Below are 24,003 nucleotides of genomic sequence, written 5' to 3'. Positions count from 1 at the left end.
ACCCGGAAATGCAAGGGTGAGCGGCTAAACTCCGATCGATGATTTTAGCGATCCCCTCCCCACTCGGCGTGGCGCTGGGCATCGCCGCCGCGGCCGCCTACGGTTTTGCCGCCGCCGCAGGCGCCCGGCTGAGCCGGCAGGCCACCCAGTGGGCGCTCGGCCTGGCCTGGCTGCTGCATGCCGCGGTGCTCGGCCATGGCCTGGTCGGCCACGAACCCCGCTTCGGCTTCGCGCCCGCCCTGTCGGTCACGGCCTGGCTGGTGCTCACCGTCTACGCGGTCGAAAGCCGCATGTACCCGCAGCTGCAGGTGCGCCGCGCGCTGGCCTGGCTCGGCGCGGCGGCGGTGCTGCTCGCGATCCTCTTTCCCGGCACGCCGCTGCACGTGTCGGCCTCGCCCTGGCTGCCGCTGCACCTGGCGCTGGGCATCGCCTCCTATGGGCTGTTCGCCGCCGCGGTGGTGCACGCCTGGCTCACGACCCGCGCCGAGAAGCAGATCCGCCTGGCCACCGAACCGCAGGGCGGCGTGCCGCTGCTGACGCTCGAACGCCTCACCTTCCGCTTCGTGACGGCCGGCTTCGTGCTGCTGTCGGCCACGCTGCTGGCCGGGCTGCTGTTCAGCGAACAGCTCTACGGCGCCGCGGGCCGGGCCTGGAAGTGGGACCACAAGTCGGCCTTCTCGGTGCTGGCCTGGATCAGCTTCGCGGTGCTGCTGATCGGCCGCGCGCGCTTCGGCTGGCGCGGTCGCACCGCGCGGCGCGTGCTCTACGCGGGCTCGGCGCTGCTGCTGCTGGCCTACGTGGGCTCGCGCTTCGTGCTCGAAGTGGTGCTGGCGCGTCCGCCGGCCTGAAGACACCTCATGAAATACCTTCTCGTCCTCGCGGTGGTCTGGGTCGCGATCTGGCTCTGGCGCAAGAACCGCCGCGAAGAAATGCAGGAGCGCGCCGCCCGCACGCCGCGTCCCGCCGCGCCGCCCGCGGTGGGCGCGCCGCAGGCGATGGTGCGCTGCGCCCACTGCGGCCTGCACCTGCCCGCGAGCGACGCGGTGCGCGGTACCGACGGCACCCCCTACTGCAGCGCCGCGCACCGGCAGGTCGCCGAGCGCGCCTGAACGGCGCCGAGCCGGCTTCGTCGCAGCGATGGGCAGCAGCTCCTCCCTCTGGGCCAGCGGCGAACCGGTCACCGACTGGGACGTGCTGGAGCCCGGCGCGCGCGAGAGCGCCGCGCTGCTGCGGCTGTGGCGCGGTTTCATGGGCGCGCGCTGCTTCGTCGCGCTGGTGCTGGTGCTGCTGCAGGGCGTGAGCTTCGCGCTCGGCCAGACCATGCAGCCGGTGGCGGTGGTGCTGTCGGCGAGCTACCTCGCGGCCGCCGCGCTGGGTGCGCGCTATGTGCATTTCGAGCCGCCGATGCGCGGCTTCGGCGCCGCCTGGATGCTGAGCACCGGCGTCGACCTCGCGGTCTTCGCGGCGCTGCAGGTCACGCAGGGCGGCAACATCAACTACACGCCGCTGTTCGCGTTGCCGGTGCTCATGAGCGCGGTGCTCGGCACGGTGATGGTGAGCATGGGCACCACCGCCACCGTCACGCTGCTGCTGCTGGCCGATGCCGCCTGGCACTGGGTGCAGCAGCCCGGCGACTCGCCCGCGCGCTTCGTGCAGGCGGCGCTCACGGGCACCGGGCTGTTCGTGGTGGCGCTGCTGGCGCACGAGCTCGCGCGCCGGCTGGCGCGCGAAGAGGCGGTGTCGCAGCACAACCGCAGCAGCGCGCAGATGCAGGCACAGGTCAACGACCTGGTGATCGAGACGCTGAGCGAAGGCGTGCTGGTGATCGATGCCGAGGGCCTGGTGCACGCGGCCAACCCGGCGGCCGACGCGATCCTGGGCCAGGGCCTGGGCCAGTTGCGGCTGCCCTTTCCGCTGCATGCCCAGCCGGCCTGGCATGCGCTGGCCGCGCTGGCGCGCCAGACCTATGCGCGCCGCGAATCGCAGTCCGAGGAGATCCCGGTCGCGCAGGCGCGCGGCGCGGCGCGCGAGGTGCGCGTGCGCACCCGCCTCACGCCCTCGAGCGACCAGCGCATGGGCAGCCTGTGCGTGATGTTCCTGCAGGACCTGCGCGAGCTCGAGGCCCGCATCCGCACCGAGAAGCTGGCCGCCATGGGCCGCATGTCGGCCGCGGTCGCGCACGAGATCCGCAACCCGCTGGCCGCCATCACGCAGGCCAGCGCGCTGCTCAACGAGGACCTGACCGACCCCGCGCACCGCAAGCTCACGCACATGGTGCAGCACAACGCGCAGCGCCTGGCGCGCATCGTGGACGACGTGCTCGACGTCTCGCGCGCACGCCAGCAGCGCGTGCTGTCGCTCGGCGAGCAGGTGGTGCTCGACCCCACCGTGCAGGCGCTGACCGAGGAATGGATGCGCCAGACCCAGCGCAAGGGCGTGACCGTGGTGCTCGACGCGCCGGGCGTGGAGGTGCGCTTCGACGTCGAGCACCTGCGCCGCCTGCTGGTGAACCTGCTCGACAACGCGGCGCGCTACGCGAGCCTGCGCGAGGGCGCGATCCAGGTCGTGACCACGCTGCAGCGCGCGGGCAGCCCGGGCCGGCCGACCCTGCAGGTCTGGAGCGACGGCGCACCGCTCGAACCGGCCGTGCAGCGCCACCTGTTCGAACCCTTCTTCTCGTCGGAAAGCCGCTCGAGCGGACTGGGCCTGTTCCTGTGCCGCGAGCTGTGCCGGCGCCACGGCGCGGCCATCGGCTACGAGCGGCGCGCGCTGGCGGGCGAGGCGCCCGAGGGCAACGAATTCTTCGTCGGCTTCGCCGCGAGCGAAAACCGGCTGACACAATAGCGGCGTGAGCAGCTCCCATCCGCCCTCCCAGCGTCCCGCGCAGATCCTCGTCATCGACGACGAACCCGACCTTCGCACGCTCTACGAACTCACGCTGCTGCGCGAAGGCTACCGGGTCGAGGCCGCGGGCAGCGTCTCCGAAGCCTGGCAGCACCTCGAGGCCACGCGCTTCGACGCCGTGATCACCGACATGCGACTGCCTGACGGCCAGGGCATGGAGATCATCCAGCGCATCCAGAAGAACCAGCGCAGCGAGCGCTGCGTGGTGATGACCGCCTATGGCTCGGCCGAGAACGCGGTCGAGGCGCTGAAGGCCGGCGCCTTCGACTACCTCACCAAGCCGGTCGACCTGAAGCAGTTCCGCGCGGTCGTCGCCTCCGCGGTGCAGGCACAGCAGCCGCCACCGGTCGCGCAGGCCGCGGCGCGCCCGGCCAAGGCCGCCGATGCGAGCGACGGCACGTCGGCGCTGGCCGCCGCGGGCAGCGCGGGCGCTTCCGCGCTCGAGCGGCTGGTCGGCGATTCGGAGCCGATGCGGCTCGTGAAGTCGCGCATCGCCAAGGTGGCGCGCGGCATGGCGCCGGTGCTGGTGCGCGGCGAATCGGGCACCGGCAAGGAGCTGGTGGCGCGCGCGGTCCATGCCTGCAGCCAGCGCAGCGACGGCCCCTTCGTCGCGGTGAACTGCGGCGCGATTCCCGAGAACCTGCTCGAGGCCGAATTCTTCGGCGCGCGCAAGGGTTCGTACACCGGCTCGGCGCAGGACCGCGACGGCTACTTCCAGGCCGCGCGCGGCGGCACGCTGTTCCTCGACGAGATCGGCGACCTGCCGCTGGCGATGCAGTCCAAGCTGCTGCGCGCGATCCAGGAACGCAGCGTGCGGCCGATCGGCTCCACGCAGGAAGACGCGGTCGACGTGCGCATCGTGAGCGCCACCCACAAGGACCTGCACAGCGAGGTGCAGGCCGGCCGTTTCCGGCAGGACCTGTTCTACCGGCTCAATGTGATCGAGATCGCGGTGCCCGCGCTGCGCGAACGCCGCGAGGACCTGCCCGCGCTGTGCGTCGCGCTGCTCGCGCGCATCGCGCAGGACGGCGGGCTGCCCGCGCCGCGCCTGTCGGACGCGCTGCTGCGGCAGCTCGCGCAGCATCCGCTGCACGGCAACGTGCGCGAGCTCGAGAACCTGCTGCACCGCGCGGTCGCGCTGTACGACGGCGACGAACTGCAGCTCGACCTGATGGATGGCGCAGGCGGCGGCTGGATGGCGGCCGCGCCCGGGCCTGCCGCGCCGCAGGCCACGAACACCGCGACGACTGCGGCGGCGCTCGCGCAGCCCGAGGCCTTCGACGCGAAGCCCGTCGTGGCCGCACCGCCGCCCGCGCCGCGCCCCGTGGTGCCCACGCCGCTGCCCTCCGACCTGCAGGCCTACCTCGATCAGCAGGAGCGCGAGATCCTCGTGCGCGCGCTGCACGAGAGCGGCTTCAACCGCACGGCGGCCGCCGCGCGTCTGGGCATGAGCCTGCGCCAGATCCGCTATCGCATCGCGCGCCTGGGCATCAACACGCCCAACGGCGACGATGGCGCGAGCAGCCATGTCGACGACTGAAGACGGCCTGCGTGCCGCCACGGGCGATGCGCTCTGGCGCGACGGCTGGTACCGCTTCGCGAAGCCGCTGCCCTCGCCCAACTTCGGACCGCGACCCGCGCCGGCACGCGAGCGCATCGACCTCGTCGTGCTGCACTCGATCAGCCTGCCGCCCGGCGAGTACGGCGGCGACGCGGTGCAACGGCTCTTCACCAACCGGCTCGACTGGGACGCGCATCCTTACTTCGAAAGCATTCGTGGGCTCGAGGTGTCGTCGCATTTCTACGTGCGCCGCAACGGCGAGCTCTGGCAGTTCGTGAGCGGCGACGACCGCGCGTGGCATGCGGGCGTGTCGTCGTGGCGCGGCCGGGACAACTGCAACGACGACTCGATCGGCATCGAGCTCGAGGGCCTCGAGGGCGGGCCGTTCGAGGACGCGCAGTACGAGACGCTCGCGAGCCTCGCGGCGGCGATCGCGCAGCACTATCCGATCGCGCACATCGCGGGCCACGAGCACATCGCACCGGGCCGCAAGCAGGATCCCGGCGCCGGCTTCGACTGGCATCGGCTGCGCGATCATCTCGGCTGGGGTCCACACATGTTTCCCTCGCAGGTGGTGGAGCGCTAATTTTTTCAATCGCTGCACGCCGTGCGATGCCCTGGGCTCGCAGTGCAGCAATCGCTCCATTCGCAAGCGCGATGCGTAGCAACCATGCGCCTTGCAGGCCCAAATCGGCTCGCAAGCCGCATGGAGCGTGGGTTGCGAGAGGATGATCCACTGTTCATGCGGCATGGATGGCCGCGAAGCGCGAAAACAGCTTTCTCCTCCCTCTTGAAGCCTGAAGGAAAACGCTACATCTAGTGGGTTGTACACCCCCCGCACCCTAGATATAGTGTGTCCCGGCCGGCCTCAGAGCCGACGAAGCGGCCCCAGCAGCGCCGCTCATCCAACAAGAATTGCCAACCGAGAGGAAGCGAATGCAAACAGCACTGAATACACCTACCGCCGCGCGTGCCATCCCCTCCACGCCGCCCCAGTCCCCCCGCGACACCGCCGGTTCGCCCACCGGACAGAACCTCGCGCACTACCAGATCATCCGCCGCAACGGCGCCGTGGTCCCGTTCGAGCCGAACAAGATCGCGATCGCGATGATGAAAGCCTTCCTGGCCGTGCATGGCACCCAGGGCGCGGCCTCGGCCAGCGTGCGCGAGACCGTCGACGCGCTGACCCAGGCCGTCGTGAAGGCGCTGGTGCGCTCGCGTCCGGGCGGCGGCACCTTCCACATCGAAGACGTGCAGGACCAGGTCGAACTGGGCCTGATGCGCGGCGGCCACCAGGAAGTGGCGCGTGCCTACGTGCTCTACCGCGAACGCCGCACGCAGGAACGCGCGAAGCAGGGCGAGCAGGATGTGCAGGTAGCGGCCCCCGCGCTGCACGTGCTCGACCGCGGCGAACGCGTCGCGCTCGACCTCGGCGAACTCAAGGGTCTGATCGAGTCGGCCTGCCAGGGCCTGGGCGACAGCATCACGGCCGCGCCGATCGTGGCCGAGACGATGCGCAACCTGTACGACGGCGTGCCGCTCGACGAGGTCTACAAGGCCTCGATCCTCGCGGCCCGCACGCTGATCGAGAAGGATCCCGACTACACCTTCGCCACCGCGCGCCTGCTGCTGCACACGATCTTCAAGGAGATCGTCGGCCGCGAAGTCATGCCGGCCGACCGCGCCACCGCCTACGCCGACTACTTCCCCTCGTTCATCAAGAAGGGCGTCGAGAACGAGCTGCTCGACGAGAAGCTGCTGCAGTACGACCTGCCCCGCCTGGGTGCGGCGCTGAAGGCCGAGCGCGACAACCAGTTCGACTACCTCGGCCTGCAGACCCTGTACGACCGCTACTTCCTGCACGTGCGCAAGAGCCGCATCGAACTGCCGCAGGCCTTCTTCATGCGCGTCTCGATGGGCCTGGCGCTCAACGAGATCGACCGCGAAGCCCGTGCCATCGAGTTCTACGAAGTGCTGTCGTCCTTCGACTTCATGTCGAGCACGCCGACGCTGTTCAACAGCGGCACGCTGCGCTCGCAGCTGTCGAGCTGCTACCTGACCACCGTGCCCGACGACCTCGACGGCATCTACGAGTCGATCAAGGAAAACGCGCTGCTCTCGAAGTTCGCGGGCGGCCTGGGCAACGACTGGACCCGCGTGCGCGCGCTCGGCAGCCACATCAAGGGCACGAACGGCGAATCGCAGGGCGTGGTGCCCTTCCTCAAGGTGGTCAACGACACCGCCGTGGCCGTGAACCAGGGCGGCAAGCGCAAGGGCGCCGTCTGCACGTACCTCGAGACCTGGCACCTCGACATCGAGGAGTTCCTGGAGCTGCGCAAGAACACCGGCGACGACCGCCGCCGCACGCACGACATGAACACCGCCAACTGGATCCCCGACCTGTTCATGCGCCGCGTGATGGAAAAGGGTTCGTGGACGCTGTTCTCGCCCTCGAACGTGCCCGACCTGCACGACCTGTTCGGCGCCGACTTCGAGAAGGCCTACGTCGCCTACGAAGAGAAGGCCGCGCGCGGCGAGATCAAGCCCAGCCGCACCGTGCAGGCCACCGACCTTTGGCGCAAGATGCTCACGATGCTGTTCGAGACCGGCCATCCCTGGATCACGTTCAAGGACGCCTGCAACGTGCGCTCGCCGCAGCAGCACGCCGGCGTGGTGCACTCGTCGAACCTCTGCACCGAGATCACGCTGAACACCAGCGACACCGAAACCGCGGTCTGCAACCTCGGCTCGGTCAACCTGCTGCAGCATCTGAAGGACGGCAAGGTCGACCAGGAGAAGCTCAAGAAGACGATCTCGACCGCGATGCGCATGCTCGACAACGTGATCGACATCAACTACTACGCCGTGAAGAAGGCGCGCGACTCGAACCTGCGCCACCGTCCGGTCGGCCTGGGCCTGATGGGCTTCCAGGACGCGCTGTACGACCTGCGTATTCCTTACGCCTCGCAGGAAGCCGTGCAGTTCGCCGACGAATCGATGGAAGCGATCTGCTACCACGCCTACTGGGCCTCGACCGAGCTGGCGCGCGAGCGCGGCAAGTACTCGAGCTACAAGGGCTCGCTGTGGGACAAGGGCATCCTGCCGATCGACTCGCTCGACCTGCTCGAGAAGGCACGCGGCGGCTACGTCGAGGTCGACCGCTCGTCCACCCTCGACTGGGACGCGCTGCGCGCCAAGATCAAGGCCGACGGCATGCGCAATTCGAACTGCGTGGCCATCGCCCCGACCGCGACCATCTCGAACATCATCGGCGTGGACGCCTCGATCGAGCCCTGCTTCGGCAACCTCTCAGTCAAGTCGAATCTGTCGGGCGAATTCACCGTGATCAACCACTACCTGGTGCGCGACCTCAAGCGCCTGGGCCTGTGGGACGACGTGATGGTGATGGACCTGAAGCACTTCGACGGTTCGCTGCGTCCCATCGACCGCGTGCCGCAGGACGTGAAGGCGCTCTACGCCACCGCGTTCGAAGTCGAGACGACGTGGCTGGTGGAAGCCGCCGCGCGCCGCCAGAAGTGGATCGACCAGGCGCAGTCGCTGAACATCTACATGGCCGGCGCCTCGGGCAAGAAGCTCGACGACACCTACAAGCTCGCATGGCTGCGTGGCCTGAAGACCACCTACTACCTGCGCACGCAGAGCGCGACGCACGCCGAGAAGTCGACGGTGCAGTCGGGCCGCCTCAACGCGGTGTCCTCGGGCAACGACGCACCGTCGGGCATGAGCGCACTCGAGGCAGCGGCCGCCGCGGCGAAGGCACAGATGAGCGCGATCCCCGCGACCGACATCGCCTTCTGCGGCGTCGACGATCCGACCTGCGAAGCCTGCCAGTGATGCACGCAGCGCACCGCGAACACAGCGCGGTGCGCTGCACTACGAAGAGTGAGGTGCATGCGATGTCGTGCGATGACGGAGGCCACTTGAAGGCATTGACCGACATCGCGCGATGCATGCGAGCAACATAACAACCACATAAATGGAGTGCGATGTGAACGAGCACTTTGCAACTCACATCGTTGCTCGGATAATTTGAGCATTGGATTTTTCTATGTTGACCTGGGACGAAGAAGTCAAGCCCTCCTTGCCAAAGGACATGCAACAAGGTTTGCATCACCACTCCTCGACCGGCGCTGCCGCCGGCCGTGCGGTGGATGTGTCGGCTTCATCGATGGCACAACCTTCGCTGCAACCCGTGCAGCAGCCTGCCCGCCAGGCCGCGCCCGCATCCGTCGGCGCCAGCGCTCCGGCTGAAACGCGCCGCGTCAGGGCCGCCGACAAGCGCATCATCAACGGCGAGACCGACGTCAACCAGCTGGTGCCGTTCAAGTACAAGTGGGCGTGGGAAAAGTACCTCGCCACCTGCGCCAACCACTGGATGCCGCAGGAAGTGAACATGACGCGCGACATCGCGCTGTGGAAAGACCCGAACGGCCTGACCGAAGACGAGCGCCGCATCGTCAAGCGCAACCTCGGCTTCTTCGTCACCGCCGACTCGCTGGCCGCCAACAACATCGTGCTGGGCACCTACCGCCACATCACGGCCCCCGAATGCCGCCAGTTCCTGCTGCGCCAGGCCTTCGAGGAAGCGATCCACACGCACGCCTACCAGTACATCGTCGAGTCGCTCGGCCTGGACGAGAGCGAGATCTTCAACGCCTACAACGAGGTGCCGTCGATCCGCGAGAAGGACCAGTTCCTGATTCCGTTCATCGACGCGATCAGCGACCCGAACTTCAAGACCGGCACGCACGAGACCGACCAGACGCTGCTCAAGTCGCTGATCGTGTTCGCCTGCCTGATGGAAGGCCTCTTCTTCTACGTCGGCTTCACGCAGATCCTCGCGCTGGGCCGCCAGAACAAGATGACCGGCGCCGCCGAGCAGTACCAGTACATCCTGCGCGACGAGTCGATGCACTGCAACTTCGGCATCGACCTGATCAACCAGCTCAAGCTCGAGAACCCCGGCCTCTGGACGGCCGAGTTCAAGGCAGAAATCAAGGCGCTGTTTATGCGCGCCGTCGAGCTCGAGTACAAGTACGCCGAAGACACCATGCCCCGTGGCGTGCTCGGCATGAACGCTTCCATGTTCAAGGGCTATCTGCGCTACATCGCCAATCGGCGCGCGCAGCAGATCGGCCTCGAAACGCTTTTCCCGAACGAGGAAAATCCGTTCCCGTGGATGAGCGAGATGATTGACCTGAAGAAAGAGCGCAATTTCTTCGAGACCCGCGTGATCGAATACCAATCGGGTGGTGCGCTCTCCTGGGATTGAATATTTCGATAACAATAAATGAATTCAAGAATTGCCCTTGCCACCGACTGCGCCGAAGAGCGCGGCATGGATGAGGGCTCAGGTGTTCATGGTGCTGGAGCACGGAATCCAACACCATGAATCACTCCAGCGCTACCAACATGCGCGGAGTGCTTCAATAGGTTGATTTTTTCAACTTGATCAAGGAGAAAACAGAAATGGCAACTGCAAAGAAAGCACCGGCTAAGAAAGCCGCAGCGAAGAAGGCTCCGGCCAAGAAGGTCGTAGCGAAGAAGGCTCCGGCCAAGAAGGTCGCCGCCAAGAAGGCTCCGGCCAAGAAGGTCGCTGCCAAGAAGGCTCCGGCCAAGAAGGTCGCTGCCAAGAAGGTAGCCGCGAAGAAGGTCGTCGCGAAGAAGGCTCCGGCGAAGAAGGCAGCTCCGGCGAAGAAGGCCGCAGCGAAGAAGGCACCGGCGAAGAAGGCCGCTGCCAAGAAGGCGCCTGCGAAGAAGGCTGCCGCCAAGAAGGCCCCTGCCAAGAAGGCTGCGGCCAAGAAAGCCGCGAAAAAGCCCGCTGCCAAGCCTGCCGCTGCTGCCAAGAAGCCTGCTGCGAAGAAGGCTGCCAAGGCACCCGCCAAGGCCGCTGCTGCGCCCGCTCCCGCTGCGCAGACGACGCTGAATCCCCAGGCAGCCTGGCCGTTTCCCACGGCCAGCAAGCCCTGAGTTTTCTCGGCAGCCCTGAAAAGGCATCAAGCCCGGCACCGCAAGGTGTCGGGCTTTTTCATTGGGCCAAGACGATCGCGAAACGACCAGGCGGCGGCATCCACCGCCGCGCCATCGCCCGTCAAGCCAGGCCGAGTGCCTGGCGATCGACCTGGTAGTTCTGCGGGCCGCGCTGCGCGATCTTGAGCGCGCCGACCTGGTTGCCGAGTGCCGCGCACTGCGCGAGCGGCCAGCCCTTTTCCAGGCCGAACAGCAGCGCGCCGCGCCATGCGTCGCCGCAGCCCGTGGGCTCGATCACCGCGGTCGGCACCACACCCGGCACGTGCTCGCGTTCGCCGTTCGTCCACACCTCGCAGCCCTCGGCCGCGAGCGTGACCACGAGGCCGCGCACGCGCTGCGAGATCTCCGCCAGGCTCCAGCCCGTGCGCTGCGACAGCATCTTGCCTTCGTAGTCGTTGACCACCACCCAGCTCGCGAGCTCGACGAAATGCTTGAGCGCCTCGCCGTCGAACATCGGCAGGCCCTGGCCCGGATCGAACACGAAGGGAATGCCGGCGGCCGCGAACTGCTCGGCATGCTGCAGCATCGCCTCGCGGCCATCGGGCGCGACGATGCCGAGCCGGATGTCCTCGCGCGCCGCGACCTTCGTGATGTGCGCCTGCTGCATCGCGCCCGGATGGAAGGCCGTGATCTGGTTGTTGTCGGCGTCGTTCATGATCATCGCCTGCGCGGTGAAGGTGTCGTCGAGCTGGCGCACGAACTCCGTGCTGATGCCCAGCGAGCGCATGCGCTCGATGTAGTCGGCGCCATCGCTGCCGAGCGTGGCCATCGGCAGCGCGGTGCCGCCGAGCGCGTTGAGGCTGTAGGCGATGTTGCCAGCGCAGCCGCCGAAATCGCGGCGCAGGCCCGGCACCAGGAACGACACATTGAGGATGTGCAACTGGTCCGGAAGGATCTGGTCGGCGAACCGGCCCTCGAAGGTCATGATGGTGTCGAAGGCGAGGGAACCGCAAATCACTGCTGCCATGGGCTGATCCGTTGAGGTGAGGAAAAGAAAAAAGGAAAGAAGGCGTGGAGGCGAAACCGGCGGCTCGCCCCAGGCCTAGGGATAGAAGGCTTCCACGCGATAGCCAGCGATCGGCGGCAAGGCGTCCGCCTCGGATGCCGTCAGCGTCATCGGCAGCGAAGCCGCGCGTTCGCCGCGCGCCGCGAGCACCACAGGCGCGCCATAGTCCGACGGCGAGAGCACGCGCCGCACCACGGCACGCTCCTGCGTGTCGAGCAGCACCAGCTCGATCGACGGCATCGCGAGCGGCACCGTGGCGTTGCTGCGCAGGTTGAAGCTGAAGCGGTAGTCGTTGCCGCCGCTCTTCTCGCGCGCGAAGGCGGCGCCCTCGATGACGATGTCGCCGATGCGGCGCAGCGGCGCGAGCTCGCAGCCCGTCGCCTGGCACAGCGCGGCCAGTGCGGGGCGCAGCGAAGGCTGGCGCGCGACGATGCCGTCGCGCTCGTGCCGCAGGACCTGCACGGCGAGCAGCAGGCCCGCGAGCACCGCGAGCGCGATCAGCCCGCGGCGCGTGCCGATGCGCTGCCAGAGGGACTTCGGCCGATCGTCGCTCTCGTCGTCGTCCGCCTCGTCGGTGAAGCGGTGCGCCGCGCGATCCTCGGTCTCGTCCGCCGCGTCGAGCACGGAGGCGAAGGGCAGCAGCGCGGGGTCTTCGCTCTTCGCTCGCCCTTCTGGTTCGTCGCGTTCGTCGCGCGCCTTGGTGCTGGCGGCGATCTTGGCCGACCTGGCGCGCGCTCTGCGCAGCGCCTTCTGCATCTGCAGCTGGTCCTTGTCGTCACCCGCCTCGGGCGCATCGGCGTCGTCGCGCTCGAGCTCGGTGTCCTCGTCGCCGTCTTCGTCGGAGCCGGAACGGCGCAGCGTTGCGAAGCCCGCGGGCTTGCCACTCGCCGGCGCCGCGACCGCATCGGATCGACGCGTCCACACCGCGGGCAGTGGCGGCACCGGTGCGGGCGGCGGCGATGGCGGCGCGGCGAGGTTGAGGTCGATGTCGGGAAACGGCGGCAGCGAACTCGGCGGCGGCCGCCATGGCGGCTCGCGCGCCTCGAGGTCGGACCAGGGCTCGTCGGCGACGATGCCGTGCGCGGGCAGCGTGAAGTCCGCGCTGTCGCGCACCTCCGGGGACTGCGGTGGCGCGGGTGGTGGCGACGGCTCGGGCTGCACCGGCGGCGGATCTTCGTTGACCTCGTCGTCGAGGAAGTCGGACTCCTCGACCTGCGGCGGAGCCGGTGCGAAGGAAGGCGGCGCCGACAGGCCGTCGAATCCGCCGGCCGGCTCTTGCGGCGGCGCTGCGCCTTCGTCGGCACGCGCATCGAATCCGAAGCCGGTGTCGATGGAAGGGGCCGCGGGCGCTGGCGGCGTCGAAGCCTCGGGTTCAACGGGCTCCGCGCTCGGCGCGACTGCCGGCACCGATGGCACCGGTTCCTGCGGCGGTGCGACACCACCCGGTCGAGCCACCCCATCGGGCGTCTCGTGCAGATCGAGCGTCGCATCGAACACATGGCTGCAGCGACCGCAACGCACCCACCCGTCCGAGATCCGGAGCTGGTCGCGCACCACCTTGAAGGTGGTGGCGCAGGCGGGGCAACGCGTGACGAGGCTCATGAGGGGGCGATTGTAGGGTTGGGCCCTCGGCGCGACGTGATGCCGGCAGCGCCGTTTGCGCCGGGCCGCGGCCCCGGCGCGAACGCGTTCAGCGGCGTGCCGTCATGAGGATCCAGCCGTCCTCGCTGTCGCTGACTTCGAGCGCCACGTAGGGCGCGTACGCTTCCTTCAGCTCGTCGGCCTGGCGCTCGAGGATGCCGGCGAGCACCAGCGAGCCGCCGGGCGCCACGCGCTCGCACAGCAGCGGCGCGAGCACCTTGAGCGGGGTCGCGAGGATGTTCGCGAGCACCGTGCCGTACTGGCCCTGCGCCGCCTCGGGCAGGCCCGTGTGGAGCGTCACGCCGTTGGCCTCGGCATTGAGGCGCGTCGAGCTCACGGCCGCCTCGTCGATGTCGACCGCGTCGATCTCGCTCGCACCGTACTTCGCGGCACCGATGGCCAGGATGCCGGAGCCGCAACCGTAGTCGAGCACGCGCTGGCCCGCGAGCGCGCCGCGGGTCGCGATCCAGCGCAGGCACATGCGCGTGGTGGGATGGGTGCCGGTGCCGAAAGCCAGGCCCGGATCGAGCCGGATCACCTGCGTGGCCTGCGCCGGCGCCTCGTGCCAGCTCGGCACGATCCAGAACTCGGGCGTGATCTCGACCGGCGCGAACTGCGACTGCGTGAGCCGTACCCAGTCCTGGTCCTGCAGCTCGGCGATGCCCAGCAGCGTGCAGCCTTCGAAGAAATCCTGCAGCGCGAGCACCGAGCCCGCGTCGCGCGCGAGCTCCTCGGTGGCGAACAGCGCGATCACGCGCGAGCGCTGCCAACCCTCCTTGGGCGGCGGCATGCCGGGCTCGCCGAACAACGCCTGCTCGGCATCGGTCTGCGCGTCGGCGTCCTCGACCGAGATGCTCAGTGCGTCGAGCGCATCGAGCGCGTCGCCGAGGGACTCGATGCGCTCCTCGGGGGCCAGCAGGCGAAGTTCGAACATGGCGGGCAGGGACGGCTCAGCGCTTGTGCGCGGCCAGCCACTCTTCGAGGTAGTGGATGTTGGTGCCGCCGGCCATGAACTTGGCGTCGACCATCAGCTCGCGGTGCAGCGGGATGTTGGTCTGGATGCCTTCGATCACGGTCTCGTTGAGCGCGGTGCGCATGCGCGCCATGGCCTGCTCGCGGGTGTCGCCGAAGACGATGATCTTGCCGATCATCGAGTCGTAGTTCGGCGGCACGAAGTAGTTGGTGTACGCATGCGAGTCCACGCGCACGCCTGGGCCGCCCGGCGGATGCCACATCGTGATGCGGCCCGGCGACGGCGTGAACTTCCACGCGTCCTCGGCGTTGATGCGGCACTCGATCGCGTGGCCGTGCATCTGGATCTGGCGCTGCGTGAACGGCAGCTTCTCGCCGGCCGCCACCATGATCTGCGTCTTGACGATGTCGATGCCGGTCGTGAGCTCGGTCACCGGATGCTCCACCTGCACGCGGGTGTTCATCTCGATGAAATAGAACTCGCCGTTCTCGTAGAGGAACTCGAAGGTGCCGGCACCGCGGTAGCCGATCTTCTTGCAGGCCGCCGCGCAGCGCTCGCCGATCTTCTCGATCAGCTTGCGCGGAATGCCCGGCGCGGGCGATTCCTCGATCACCTTCTGGTGGCGGCGCTGCATCGAGCAGTCGCGCTCGCCGAGGTAGACCGCGTTGCGGTGCTTGTCGGCCAGCACCTGGATCTCGACGTGGCGCGGGTTCTGGAGGAACTTCTCCATGTAGACCGAGGGATTGTTGAAGGCCGCCGCGGCCTCCGCCTTGGTCATCTGGATCGCGTTGATCAGCGCGGCCTCGGTATGGACCACGCGCATGCCGCGGCCACCGCCGCCGCCCGCGGCCTTGATGATCACCGGGTAACCGATGGCGCGCGCGATGCGCTTGTTGGCCGTCGCGTCGTCGGAAAGCTCGCCGTCGGAACCGGGCACGCAGGGCACGCCGGCCTTGATCATGGACTGCTTGGCCGAGACCTTGTCGCCCATCGTGCGGATGTTGTCGGGCGTCGGCCCGATGAACTGGAAGCCGCTCTGCTCGACGCGCTCGGCGAAATTGGCGTTCTCGCTCAGGAAGCCGTAGCCGGGGTGGATCGCCTCGGCATCGGTCACTTCGGCCGCCGAGATGATGGCCGGCATGTTGAGGTAGCTCAGCGACGAGGGAGCCGGGCCGATGCAGACGGCTTCCTCGGCCAGCTTGACGTACTTGGCCTCGCGGTCGGCCTCGGAATAGACCATCACGGCCTTGATGCCGAGCTCGCTGCACGCGCGCTGGATGCGCAAAGCGATCTCGCCGCGGTTGGCGACCAGGATCTTCTTGAACATGGTCACTCGATGATGAACAGCGGCTGGCCGTATTCGACCGCCTGACCGTTTTCTCCGAGGATCTGGGTGACGGTGCCGGCCTTGTCGGCCTCGATTTCGTTGAGGATCTTCATCGCCTCGATGATGCAGAGCGTGTCGCCCTCGTTGACCTTGCTGCCGACCTCGACGAAGGCCGGAGCGCCCGGGCTGGCCGAGCGGTAGAAGGTGCCCACCATCGGGGACTTCACCGGATGGCCGGCCGGAGCGGCCTCGGCCACGGGTGCGGCAGGTGCCGCTGCGCCGGCGGGAGCTGCTGCCACGGCGGGCGGTGCCGCCAAGGTCTGCACGTACTGAACGGGGGCTGCGCCGCCGCCCTTGACGATGCGGACCTTGCCTTCGGTTTCAGTGATTTCCAGTTCGGAAATATTCGATTCGGACACCAGATCGATCAGTGTCTTGAGTTTGCGCAGATCCATGGGACTCCAGTGCCGGGTTTTCCGGTTATTAGGATACAACTAGGCCGAACATCGTTGATTGTCGGCTTTCGGCGGTTAACGCCGACCTGTGTATCTAATTCTAACTGTGAACGAGTTCACGTCGCCAACCCTCCAGGTCGGCCTCTTCGAGCTTGCCCATTTTACGGGCCGCCACCGAACCGTCGGCATTGAGCACCAGCGTGAACGGCAGGCCGCCGCCGGTGTTGCCGAGATTCTTGACCAGTTCCGTGCCCTGCAGGCCGGCCAATCCGGTCGGATAGGTGACCGGCGTGCGCTGCAGGAACTTGCGCACGGCGCTCGGCTGATCGATCGCTAAGCCGACGACTTGCCAGCCGTTGGCACCATGATCACGGAAGAAGCGATCGATCATCGGCATTTCTTCGACGCACGGCGGGCACCAGGTGGCCCAGAAGTTGAGCAGCACCGGCTTGCCGCGCAGGCTGGTCATGGCGAGTTCGCCGCCCTCGGGCCGCTCGAAGCGCTGGGCCCAGAAATCGGCGCCGAGCGTTTCGCCGGCCGCGCCGCTGCCGCGATGGCGCCACCAGGCACCACCGAGGCCGGCCGCGGCGGCCACCACCGCCACGCCGCCGTACAGCAGGCCGCGTCGTGTGGTCGAAGAAGTCATCCGATGTCCTTTTCTCTTTCAATCAGCCGCCGCAGCGCCGCCAGGTCGCCGCGCGGCGAACGGCCCTGGGCGTCGGGCTTGAGCGCGCCGCGCAGGTCGTCGAGGTCGTAGACCAGCAGGTGCACGCCGATTTCCTCGCCGAGGGCCCGGCTCGGCGCATGCACGCTCAAGGCCTCGACCTGCTCGCCATGGAAGCCGGTCACCATGCGCGGCTCGTAATCCACGTGATGGTCGATCAGCGCGATCTCGGCCGACTTCGAATCATCGCAGAACAACTGAATATAAATGTCTGACAGCCGGGTGGCCGTGCCGTGCCAGACGGCGCCGCCCACATGGGGCCGGAACACGGCCATCCGCTCCATCCATTCGAGCGCCAGCAGGCGCAACGCCTGGAGTTCCTTGGGCTGGGTGTCGGCGCAGAACAGCGCGATGTAGTCGCGGACCTCGGCCTCGACATCGTCGTTGTTCGGCAACGCGGTGCGCGCCGACAGGCCCAGGTCACGCAGCGCCCGGCGCTTGGCCGGGCCGTATTCGAGCCCCTCCTCGACCACGAGACGGGCGGCGGTGGCGGCGATTTCGCGCTTGGACGTGTCCATCGGGGCATTTTGCCCGCAGAGCATGGTCCGTACGATGAACATCAGTACCGCGGCCAAGGCCGTGGCCTCGGGCCGGGAGGATCGGCCTCCCTAGAATCGGCCCCCATGCATATTCATGTTCTGGGCATCTGCGGCACGTTCATGGGCGGTCTGGCCGCCCTGGCGCGCGAGGCAGGCCACCGGGTCACCGGCTGCGACGCCGGCGTGTACCCGCCGATGAGCGACCAGCTGCGCGCGCTCGGCATCGACCTGATCGAGGGATTCGGCGCCGACCAGCTCGCGCTGGCACCCGACGTGTTCGTGGTCGGCAACGTGGTGTCGCGCGCCCGGCTGGCCGACGGCACGCCGAAGTTTCCGCTGATGGAAGCCATCCTCGACGCCGGCAAGCCCTACACCAGCGGCCCGCAGTGGCTGGCCGAGCACGTGCTGCTGGGCCGCCACGTGATGGCGGTGGCCGGCACGCACGGCAAGACCACCACCACCTCGATGCTGGCCTGGGTGCTCGAGCGCGCGGGCAAGGCGCCGGGCTTCCTGGTCGGCGGCGTGCCGCTGGACTTCGGCGTCTCGGCCCGGCTCGGCGACGGACCGGCCTTCGTGATCGAGGCCGACGAGTACGACACCGCCTTCTTCGACAAGCGCAGCAAGTTCGTGCACTACCGCCCGCGCACGGCGATCCTCAACAACCTCGAGTTCGACCACGCCGACATCTTCGACGACCTCGCGGCCATCGAACGGCAGTTCCATCACCTGGTGCGCACCGTGCCGTCCACGGGCCGGCTGGTGGTGAATGCCACCGAGCCCAGCCTGGAGCGCGTGCTGGCCCAGGGCTGCTGGAGCGAGCTCGCGCGCTTCGGCGGCGAAGGCCCGGGTGCGCAGTGGCAGGCGCGCGGCACGCACGATGCCTTCGACGTGCTGCACGAGGGCGAGCAGGTCGGCCGCGTCGAATGGGCGCTGTCGGGCCTGCACAACCAGATGAATGCGCTGGCCGCGATCGCGGCCGCCGAGCACGTGGGCGTGTCGCCGGCCGACGCGGCGCGCGCGCTCGGCAGCTTCCGCAACGTGCGCCGGCGCATGGAACTGCGCGGCACGGTGGAGCGCACGGACGGCACGATCACGGTCTACGACGACTTCGCCCACCACCCCACAGCGATCCGCACCACGCTCGATGGCCTGCGCCAGAAGCTCGACGCCGCGGGCCGCCAGGGCGAGCGCATCCTCGCGGCCTTCGAGCCGCGCAGCAACACGATGAAGCTCGGCGTGATGGCCGCGCAGCTGCCCTGGAGCCTCGAGTCGGCCGACCTGTCGTTCTGCCACACGGCCGGGCTCGACTGGGATGCGGCCGCGGCGCTGGCCCCGATGGGCGAGCGCGCCCGGGTGGCTGGCGACATCGGCACGCTGGTGGGCCAGCTGGTCGCCACGGCGCGGCCCGGCGACCACATCGTCTGCATGAGCAACGGCGGCTTCGGCGGCGTGCACGACAAGCTGCTGCAGGCCCTGCGCGACGGCATCGCCTGAAAGAGAGAACGCGCATGGCGGCCGCGGCACCCGACGACACGTTGCTCGGCCTGCTGCGCCGCGTGTACGACAACGGCAACAGCTACTTCGACGCCGATGGCAACCACTGCCACCGCATTCCCGACACCTTCAGCGAGGCCGAGCGGCAGGCGCTGGCCGACGCGGGCCTCGAGCCCAACCGCTTCGTCGCGATCCCGCACGACGAGGCGGTGAACCGACTGCGGCAGGCCGCGGCCGGCGTGGACCTGCGCCGCGCGGCCGATGCTTTTGTCGCTTCAATGACCTCGAGCGACCTGGTCTGGCTCACGGTGCTGCCCGCCACCGCCCTCGGCCTCGCGATGCCGGCGCATCCGATGGCGGCCATGGGCGGCGGAAGCTGCCGCGTCTGCTTCCACCGCGACGAGCGCGCCGACCCGACGCTGCGCGCCTACTTCCGCCATCTGCAGGGCGCGGGCTGGGGCACCGGCGGACCGGTCGAAGGCCTGCTCGCGCTGGAGGCCACGGGCCCGGTCGATGGCTGGCCGCGGCCTACACCGCGCGACATCTGGGTCTTCCATCGCCTGCTCGACCTGCTGCGCGCCCTGCCGGCCGACACGCGCTACAGCAAGGCACGCACGGCGCTCAAGGACGCGAAGCTGCTGCGCGTGAACAATCCCTACCGCTGCGAGACGGTGCTCGAGGCCCTGGCCACGCTCGGCGTCATGCAGACGCCCGAGCATCCGGGCCTCTTCACGCGCTGGACAACCGCCGTCGAACGCGACCAGCGCCCTTCCACCAAGGTCGAGGCACCGGCCCCGCTGGGGTGGTGGCGCGCGGCCGATGGTCTCGACGAGACGCTGGTGGCGCGGCTGTTCGGCCATCTGAAGCGCCCCCGGCAGGAACCGCCCGCCGAGGCCGCCGAGCCGGTTCGGCGCAAGCCCGCCGCCGGCGCGCGCGCCAAGTCGATCCCCGGGCCACCGGCCGCGGGCGACGTGCATGCCGTGCGGCTGCGCGAAGACCTGTGGACCGCCGCCTACTGCCACGAAGTGAAGGCCGACCATCGCGGCATCGTGCGCGGCCGCGTGGAATACCTGGACCTGCTCTCGCCCACGCCACCCACCGCCGAGCAGATCGCCGGCATCGGCTTTCGCGACCGCCGCAACGGCGAGCGCTGGCAGAGTTGGGTCGCCGGGCTCGGCAAGACCACCGGCGTGACGCGGATCGCCATCGGCGTGCCGGCACCATCGCATGTCCAGCCCCTGCCGGAGCGCATTCCCGGCGGCCAGGCCAGCGACCTGAAGCACCTGGCCGGCTGGCACTTTCCCGCCACCCCCTGAACGAGGACCCGCCCATGACCCAGCGCGCCCCCCAACTCATCGACACGCTGGGGCTGCACCCGCATCCCGAGGGCGGCTGGTACCGCGAGGTGTTCCGCTCCGCGGTGCAGGTGACTCCCGCCGACGAGCGCGCGGCCCGCAGCGCGCTCACCAGCATCTACTTCCTGCTCGAAGCCGGCCAGCATTCGCGCTGGCACCGGGTGCTGTCCGACGAGGTCTGGGTGCATCTCGAAGGCGTGCCGCTGGCACTGTGGACCTGCGATGCCGCGCTGCGCACCGCGCCGGCCCATGTGCGGCTCGGGCCGGTCGACGTGCACGGCACGCGGCCGCAGCACGTGGTGCCCGCGGGCCAGTGGCAGGCCGCGCGGCCGATCGAAAGCCATTCGGCGGGCGACTTCACGCTGGTCGCCTGCATGGTCGGGCCGGGCTTCGACTTCGCCGACTTCTCGCTGATGGCGCCCGACGGCGACGAGGCCGCCGCGGTGCGCCATCACTGGCCCGAACTCGCCGCGCTGATCTGAGCGATCAGCCGCGGCGCTGCTTGACCGCCTGCGACAGCGTCTCGAGCACCTGAGTCGAATCGTCCCAGCCCAGGCAGGCGTCGGTGATGCTCTTGCCGTACTCGAGGCCCGCGATCTTGTCCTTGCCCGGCGTGAACTTCTGGGCGCCGGCCTGCAGGTGGCTTTCGACCATCACGCCGAACACGCGGCGCGAACCGCCGGCGATCTGGTCGGCGATGTCCTTCGCGACGTCGATCTGCTTCTGGTGCTGCTTCGAGCTGTTGGCATGGCTGCAGTCGACCATCAGCGTGGGCGGCAGCTTGGCCGCCTCGAGGTCCTTGCAGGCCGCCTCGACGCTGGCCGCGTCGTAGTTGGGCGCCTTGCCGCCGCGCAGGATCACGTGGCAGTCGCGGTTGCCGTTGGTCTGCACGATCGCGACCTGGCCGTTCTTGTGCACCGAGAGGAAATGGTGGCCGCGGGCCGCGGCCTGGATGGCGTCGGTGGCGATGCGGATGTTGCCGTCGGTGCCGTTCTTGAAGCCGATCGGCGCCGACAGCCCCGAGGCCAGTTCGCGGTGCACCTGGCTCTCGGTGGTGCGCGCGCCGATCGCGCCCCAGGCGATCAGGTCGCCGATGTACTGCGGCGAGATCACGTCGAGGAACTCGCTGCCCGCCGGCAGGCCCAGGCGGTTGATGTCGATCAGCAGCTGGCGCGCGATGCGCAGGCCTTCGTCGATGCGGTAGCTCTCGTCGAGGTAGGGGTCGTTGATCAGGCCCTTCCAGCCGACCGTGGTGCGCGGCTTCTCGAAGTACACGCGCATCACGATCTCCAGCGTGTCGGCGTACTTCTCGCGCTCGACCTTGAGGCGGCGCGCGTAGTCGAGCGCGGCGGCCGGGTCGTGGATCGAGCAGGGACCCATCACCACCAGCAGCCGGTCGTCCTTGCCGCCCATGATGTTGTGGATGTTGCGGCGCGTTCCCGTGATCAGCGTTTCGACCGGCGTGCCGCGAATCGGGAAGAAGCGGATCAGATGTTCGGGAGGGGGGAGCACGTTGATGTCCTTGATGCGTTCGTCGTCGGTCTTGCTGGTTTTTTCGACGCTCGCATACCAGCTCTCGCTGGCCGGGGCAGTGTTCGTGCTCATGAGGGTTCCTTGTTGGATTGAATATCGTCAGGGCATAAAAAAACCGCCGGGGCTGCTTGCGCCGGCGGTTCTGGGAGGGGTGCCTGTCTGCTTTACGCGCTCGCCTCTCGTCCGCCGGAAACCGGGAACCAAAAGTAGGCAAAGAAATAGGCGCGGAGAGCGGCGGACATGGGCGCGAATGTAGCACGGAAAAACAAAACCGGGCTTGGAGGCCGGGCGTTCGTTGTTTTGGCGCCGGACAGGCCGGCGCCTCGGGGCGGGCTCAGCGGTAGCCCGACTCGTTGGCGTTGTGGATGATCCAGATCAGGTTGCCGCTCGAGTAGTCGCCCATGCCGCCGCCCGCGAAGATCAGGCGGCCCTGGCCCTTGTAGGTCATCTCGAAGCGATGGCGGTCGCTGCCGAAATAGAACGGGATGAAGGCCTTGCCGGTCACGTAGGCGCCCTGGTCGGTGGGCTGGCCCGCGAGGTCGGTGACCTGCTTGGCGCTCATGCCGATCTGCAGCCGGGCGAACTTGCTGTTGCGTGCCGGGTTGCCGGTGATCTCGCCCTCGTAGCCATTGAGGCCCTTGACGGTGCGGCCGCTGCCGGCCTCGACCTTGGACGAATCGACGACATTGCCCTGGGCATCCATGCCGGCCCTGGAGCCGCTGCGCGCGGGGGCGGCCGGGGCGGCGGACGCCGCGGGCGCGGCCTCGCTCTGGCTGCCCGAGCCGCCGCGCGATGCGCAGCCGGCGCTGGCCAGCGCGACCAGGGCGGTCATGGCCCAGAGGGCGGCGGGCGAGTGGATCCTGTTCCCCATTGAAATGCTCCTTGAATGCGTCGTTCGCAAAAGGGCGCAGCTTAGCAATGGGAGGAAACGCTCCGCAAGTGACGAAAGTCTTAAGCCGTTCCGCCTACAGTCAGCCCGTCGATGCGCAAGGTGGGCTGGCCGACGCCCACCGGCACGCTCTGGCCTTCCTTGCCGCAGGTGCCCACGCCCGAGTCGAGCGCCATGTCGTTGCCGATCATCTTCACGCGGGTCAGCGCGTCGGGGCCGTTGCCCACGATGGTCGCGCCCTTGACCGGGTACTGGATCTTGCCGTTCTCGACCCAATAGGCCTCGCTGGCCGAGAACACGAACTTGCCGCTCGTGATGTCGACCTGCCCGCCGCCGAAGTTGACGGCGTACAGGCCCTTCTTGATGCTCGCCACGATCTCCTCGGGCACCTTGTCGCCGCCCAGCATGTAGGTGTTGGTCATGCGCGGCATCGGCACGTGGGCATAGCTCTCGCGACGGCCGTTTCCGGTGGGCTTGACCTTCATCAGGCGCGCATTGAGCGCGTCCTGGATGTAGCCCTTGAGGATGCCGTCCTCGATCAGCACGTTGCGCTGGCTGGCGTTGCCCTCGTCGTCGACGTTGAGCGAGCCGCGGCGGTCGGCGATGGTGCCGTCGTCGAGCACGGTCACGCCCTTGGCGGCCACACGCTCGCCGATGCGGCCCGAGAAGGCGCTCGAGCCCTTGCGGTTGAAGTCGCCCTCGAGGCCGTGGCCGATGGCCTCGTGCAGCAGGATGCCGGGCCAGCCCGGGCCGAGCACCACGGTCATCTCGCCCGCGGGCGCGGGGCGCGACTCGAGGTTGGTCAGTGCCGACTTGACGGCATGGTCGACGTACTCGGCGATCTGCTCGTCGTCGAAATAGGCCAGGCCGAAGCGTCCGCCGCCGCCGCCCGAACCCACCTCGCGGCGGCCGTTCTGCTCGGCGATGACGGTGACCGACAACCGCACCAGCGGCCGCACGTCGGCCGCCAGCGTGCCGTCGGCGCGCGCCACCAGCACCACGTCGTACTCGCTCGCGAGGCCGGCCATGACCTGCGACACGCGCGGATCGCGCGAACGGGCCAGCTGCTCGACCTTCTCGAGCAGCTTCACCTTGGCGGTGCTGTCGAGCGTGGCGATGGGATCGAGGCCGGCGTAGAGCGAGCGGCTCGAGGCGATCTTGCGCGGAACGGTCTTCACGCGGCCGGTGCGGCCCGCCGAGGAGATCGAGCGCACCGTGCGCGCCGCGTCGAGCAGCGAGGCCTCGGAGATGTCGTCGGAATAGGCGAAGGCCGTCTTCTCGCCGCTGACCGCGCGCACGCCGACGCCCTGGTCGATGCTGAAGCTGCCGGTCTTGACGATGCCTTCCTCGAGGCTCCAGCCCTCGCTGCGGGTGTACTGGAAGTACAGGTCGGCGTCGTCCACGCGGTGCGCGGTGATCTCGGCCAGGGCCTTGCTCAGGTGCGATTCGTCGAGGCCGAACGGCGTGAGCAGCAGTTGTTGCGCCGTGGCGAGGCGCTCGATGGTGGGTTCGCGAGAGATCATGAAGGATTATTGCTCGCCCCCAGGCTCC

At 68.6% G+C, this 24,003-nt stretch carries 21 protein-coding genes; 11 read left to right on the top strand and 10 right to left on the bottom strand.

Going from position 1 to position 24,003, the window contains the following annotated elements:
- Positions 1 to 38 precede the first annotated feature (38 nt).
- The 8 genes from R0232_RS05910 to R0232_RS05875 all read left to right on the top strand — a co-directional run bounded on the left by R0232_RS05910 (position 39) and on the right by R0232_RS05875 (position 10,456).
- Positions 39 to 848, top strand: a complete 810-nt coding sequence (locus R0232_RS05910) for a cytochrome C assembly family protein (RefSeq protein WP_093353466.1) — start codon at positions 39 to 41, stop codon at positions 846 to 848.
- A 9-nt stretch (positions 849 to 857) separates the two neighbouring features.
- Complete coding sequence (locus R0232_RS05905; RefSeq protein WP_093353463.1) at positions 858 to 1,109, top strand: PP0621 family protein; 252 nt, start codon at positions 858 to 860, stop codon at positions 1,107 to 1,109.
- A 418-nt stretch (positions 1,110 to 1,527) separates the two neighbouring features.
- Complete coding sequence (locus R0232_RS05900) at positions 1,528 to 2,844, top strand: two-component system sensor histidine kinase NtrB (protein WP_431512866.1); 1,317 nt, start codon at positions 1,528 to 1,530, stop codon at positions 2,842 to 2,844.
- 4 nt (positions 2,845 to 2,848) lie between these two features.
- Complete coding sequence (locus R0232_RS05895; RefSeq protein ID WP_431511520.1) at positions 2,849 to 4,444, top strand: sigma-54-dependent transcriptional regulator; 1,596 nt, start codon at positions 2,849 to 2,851, stop codon at positions 4,442 to 4,444.
- Entirely contained in the window at positions 4,431 to 5,051 is a 621-nt protein-coding gene (gene ampD, locus R0232_RS05890) for a 1,6-anhydro-N-acetylmuramyl-L-alanine amidase AmpD (RefSeq protein WP_208513488.1), read from the top strand. The genes R0232_RS05895 and ampD overlap by 14 nt, the downstream gene beginning before the upstream one ends.
- A 350-nt stretch (positions 5,052 to 5,401) precedes the next feature.
- A complete protein-coding gene (locus R0232_RS05885) occupies positions 5,402 to 8,320 on the top strand; it encodes a ribonucleoside-diphosphate reductase subunit alpha (protein ID WP_093353452.1) in 2,919 nt (972 codons plus the stop codon).
- A 214-nt stretch (positions 8,321 to 8,534) separates the two neighbouring features.
- Positions 8,535 to 9,758, top strand: a complete 1,224-nt coding sequence (locus R0232_RS05880) for a ribonucleotide-diphosphate reductase subunit beta (RefSeq protein ID WP_431511519.1) — start codon at positions 8,535 to 8,537, stop codon at positions 9,756 to 9,758.
- Between the two features lie 197 nt (positions 9,759 to 9,955).
- On the top strand, positions 9,956 to 10,456 hold the full coding sequence (locus tag R0232_RS05875) for a histone H1-like DNA-binding protein (protein ID WP_082321630.1): 501 nt from the start codon (positions 9,956 to 9,958) through the stop codon (positions 10,454 to 10,456).
- A 121-nt stretch (positions 10,457 to 10,577) separates the two neighbouring features.
- Here the strand turns inward: R0232_RS05875 and R0232_RS05870 are convergent, their stop codons facing one another.
- The 7 genes from R0232_RS05870 to R0232_RS05840 all read right to left on the bottom strand — a co-directional run bounded on the left by R0232_RS05870 (position 10,578) and on the right by R0232_RS05840 (position 17,160).
- Positions 10,578 to 11,483, bottom strand: coding sequence for a carbohydrate kinase family protein (locus R0232_RS05870; RefSeq protein ID WP_093353447.1), 906 nt, complete (start codon positions 11,481 to 11,483; stop codon positions 10,578 to 10,580).
- A 75-nt stretch (positions 11,484 to 11,558) separates the two neighbouring features.
- The gene (locus R0232_RS05865) at positions 11,559 to 13,124 is read right to left on the bottom strand and encodes a zinc-ribbon and DUF3426 domain-containing protein (RefSeq protein ID WP_431511518.1); all 1,566 of its coding nucleotides are present in this window, start codon (positions 13,122 to 13,124) and stop codon (positions 11,559 to 11,561) included.
- A gap of 88 nt (positions 13,125 to 13,212) precedes the next feature.
- Entirely contained in the window at positions 13,213 to 14,097 is an 885-nt protein-coding gene (gene prmA, locus R0232_RS05860; protein WP_208513491.1) for a 50S ribosomal protein L11 methyltransferase, read from the bottom strand.
- 16 nt (positions 14,098 to 14,113) lie between these two features.
- The gene (gene accC, locus R0232_RS05855) at positions 14,114 to 15,463 is read right to left on the bottom strand and encodes an acetyl-CoA carboxylase biotin carboxylase subunit (protein WP_093353440.1); all 1,350 of its coding nucleotides are present in this window, start codon (positions 15,461 to 15,463) and stop codon (positions 14,114 to 14,116) included.
- A 2-nt stretch (positions 15,464 to 15,465) separates the two neighbouring features.
- Positions 15,466 to 15,918, bottom strand: a complete 453-nt coding sequence (accB, locus tag R0232_RS05850; RefSeq protein WP_208513492.1) for an acetyl-CoA carboxylase biotin carboxyl carrier protein — start codon at positions 15,916 to 15,918, stop codon at positions 15,466 to 15,468.
- Positions 15,919 to 16,018: 100 nt separating this feature from the next.
- Entirely contained in the window at positions 16,019 to 16,564 is a 546-nt protein-coding gene (locus R0232_RS05845; protein ID WP_093353434.1) for a TlpA family protein disulfide reductase, read from the bottom strand.
- Positions 16,561 to 17,160 (bottom strand): hypothetical protein, encoded by a 600-nt coding sequence (locus R0232_RS05840; RefSeq protein ID WP_431512865.1) that lies wholly within the window; start codon positions 17,158 to 17,160, stop codon positions 16,561 to 16,563. The genes R0232_RS05845 and R0232_RS05840 overlap by 4 nt, the downstream gene beginning before the upstream one ends.
- Positions 17,161 to 17,265: 105 nt before the next feature.
- Here R0232_RS05840 and mpl point away from each other — a divergent pair, with 105 nt between their 5' ends.
- The 3 genes from mpl to R0232_RS05825 are packed head-to-tail and all read left to right on the top strand — an operon-like array spanning position 17,266 to position 20,512.
- Positions 17,266 to 18,675, top strand: coding sequence for a UDP-N-acetylmuramate:L-alanyl-gamma-D-glutamyl-meso-diaminopimelate ligase (mpl, locus tag R0232_RS05835; protein ID WP_431511517.1), 1,410 nt, complete (start codon positions 17,266 to 17,268; stop codon positions 18,673 to 18,675).
- 14 nt (positions 18,676 to 18,689) lie between these two features.
- Positions 18,690 to 19,991, top strand: a complete 1,302-nt coding sequence (locus tag R0232_RS05830) for a hypothetical protein (protein ID WP_431511516.1) — start codon at positions 18,690 to 18,692, stop codon at positions 19,989 to 19,991.
- A gap of 14 nt (positions 19,992 to 20,005) precedes the next feature.
- Positions 20,006 to 20,512, top strand: a complete 507-nt coding sequence (locus R0232_RS05825) for a cupin domain-containing protein (RefSeq protein WP_431511515.1) — start codon at positions 20,006 to 20,008, stop codon at positions 20,510 to 20,512.
- 4 nt (positions 20,513 to 20,516) lie between these two features.
- Here the strand turns inward: R0232_RS05825 and R0232_RS05820 are convergent, their stop codons facing one another.
- The 3 genes from R0232_RS05820 to tldD all read right to left on the bottom strand — a co-directional run bounded on the left by R0232_RS05820 (position 20,517) and on the right by tldD (position 23,975).
- Positions 20,517 to 21,635: a 3-deoxy-7-phosphoheptulonate synthase gene (locus R0232_RS05820; RefSeq protein WP_093353424.1), complete on the bottom strand. Its 1,119-nt coding sequence runs from the start codon at positions 21,633 to 21,635 to the stop codon at positions 20,517 to 20,519.
- A 262-nt stretch (positions 21,636 to 21,897) separates the two neighbouring features.
- On the bottom strand, positions 21,898 to 22,434 hold the full coding sequence (locus tag R0232_RS05815) for a hypothetical protein (RefSeq protein ID WP_093353422.1): 537 nt from the start codon (positions 22,432 to 22,434) through the stop codon (positions 21,898 to 21,900).
- A gap of 80 nt (positions 22,435 to 22,514) precedes the next feature.
- Positions 22,515 to 23,975, bottom strand: a complete 1,461-nt coding sequence (gene tldD, locus R0232_RS05810) for a metalloprotease TldD (protein ID WP_093353419.1) — start codon at positions 23,973 to 23,975, stop codon at positions 22,515 to 22,517.
- Positions 23,976 to 24,003: the final 28 nt, after the last annotated feature.

The organism is Variovorax sp. DAIF25, assembly GCF_050711835.1.
GTDB lineage: Bacteria > Pseudomonadota > Gammaproteobacteria > Burkholderiales > Burkholderiaceae_C > Variovorax.
The sequence above is the reverse complement of the archived record's forward strand: the minus strand, read 5'-3'. Positions and strand labels throughout refer to the sequence as shown.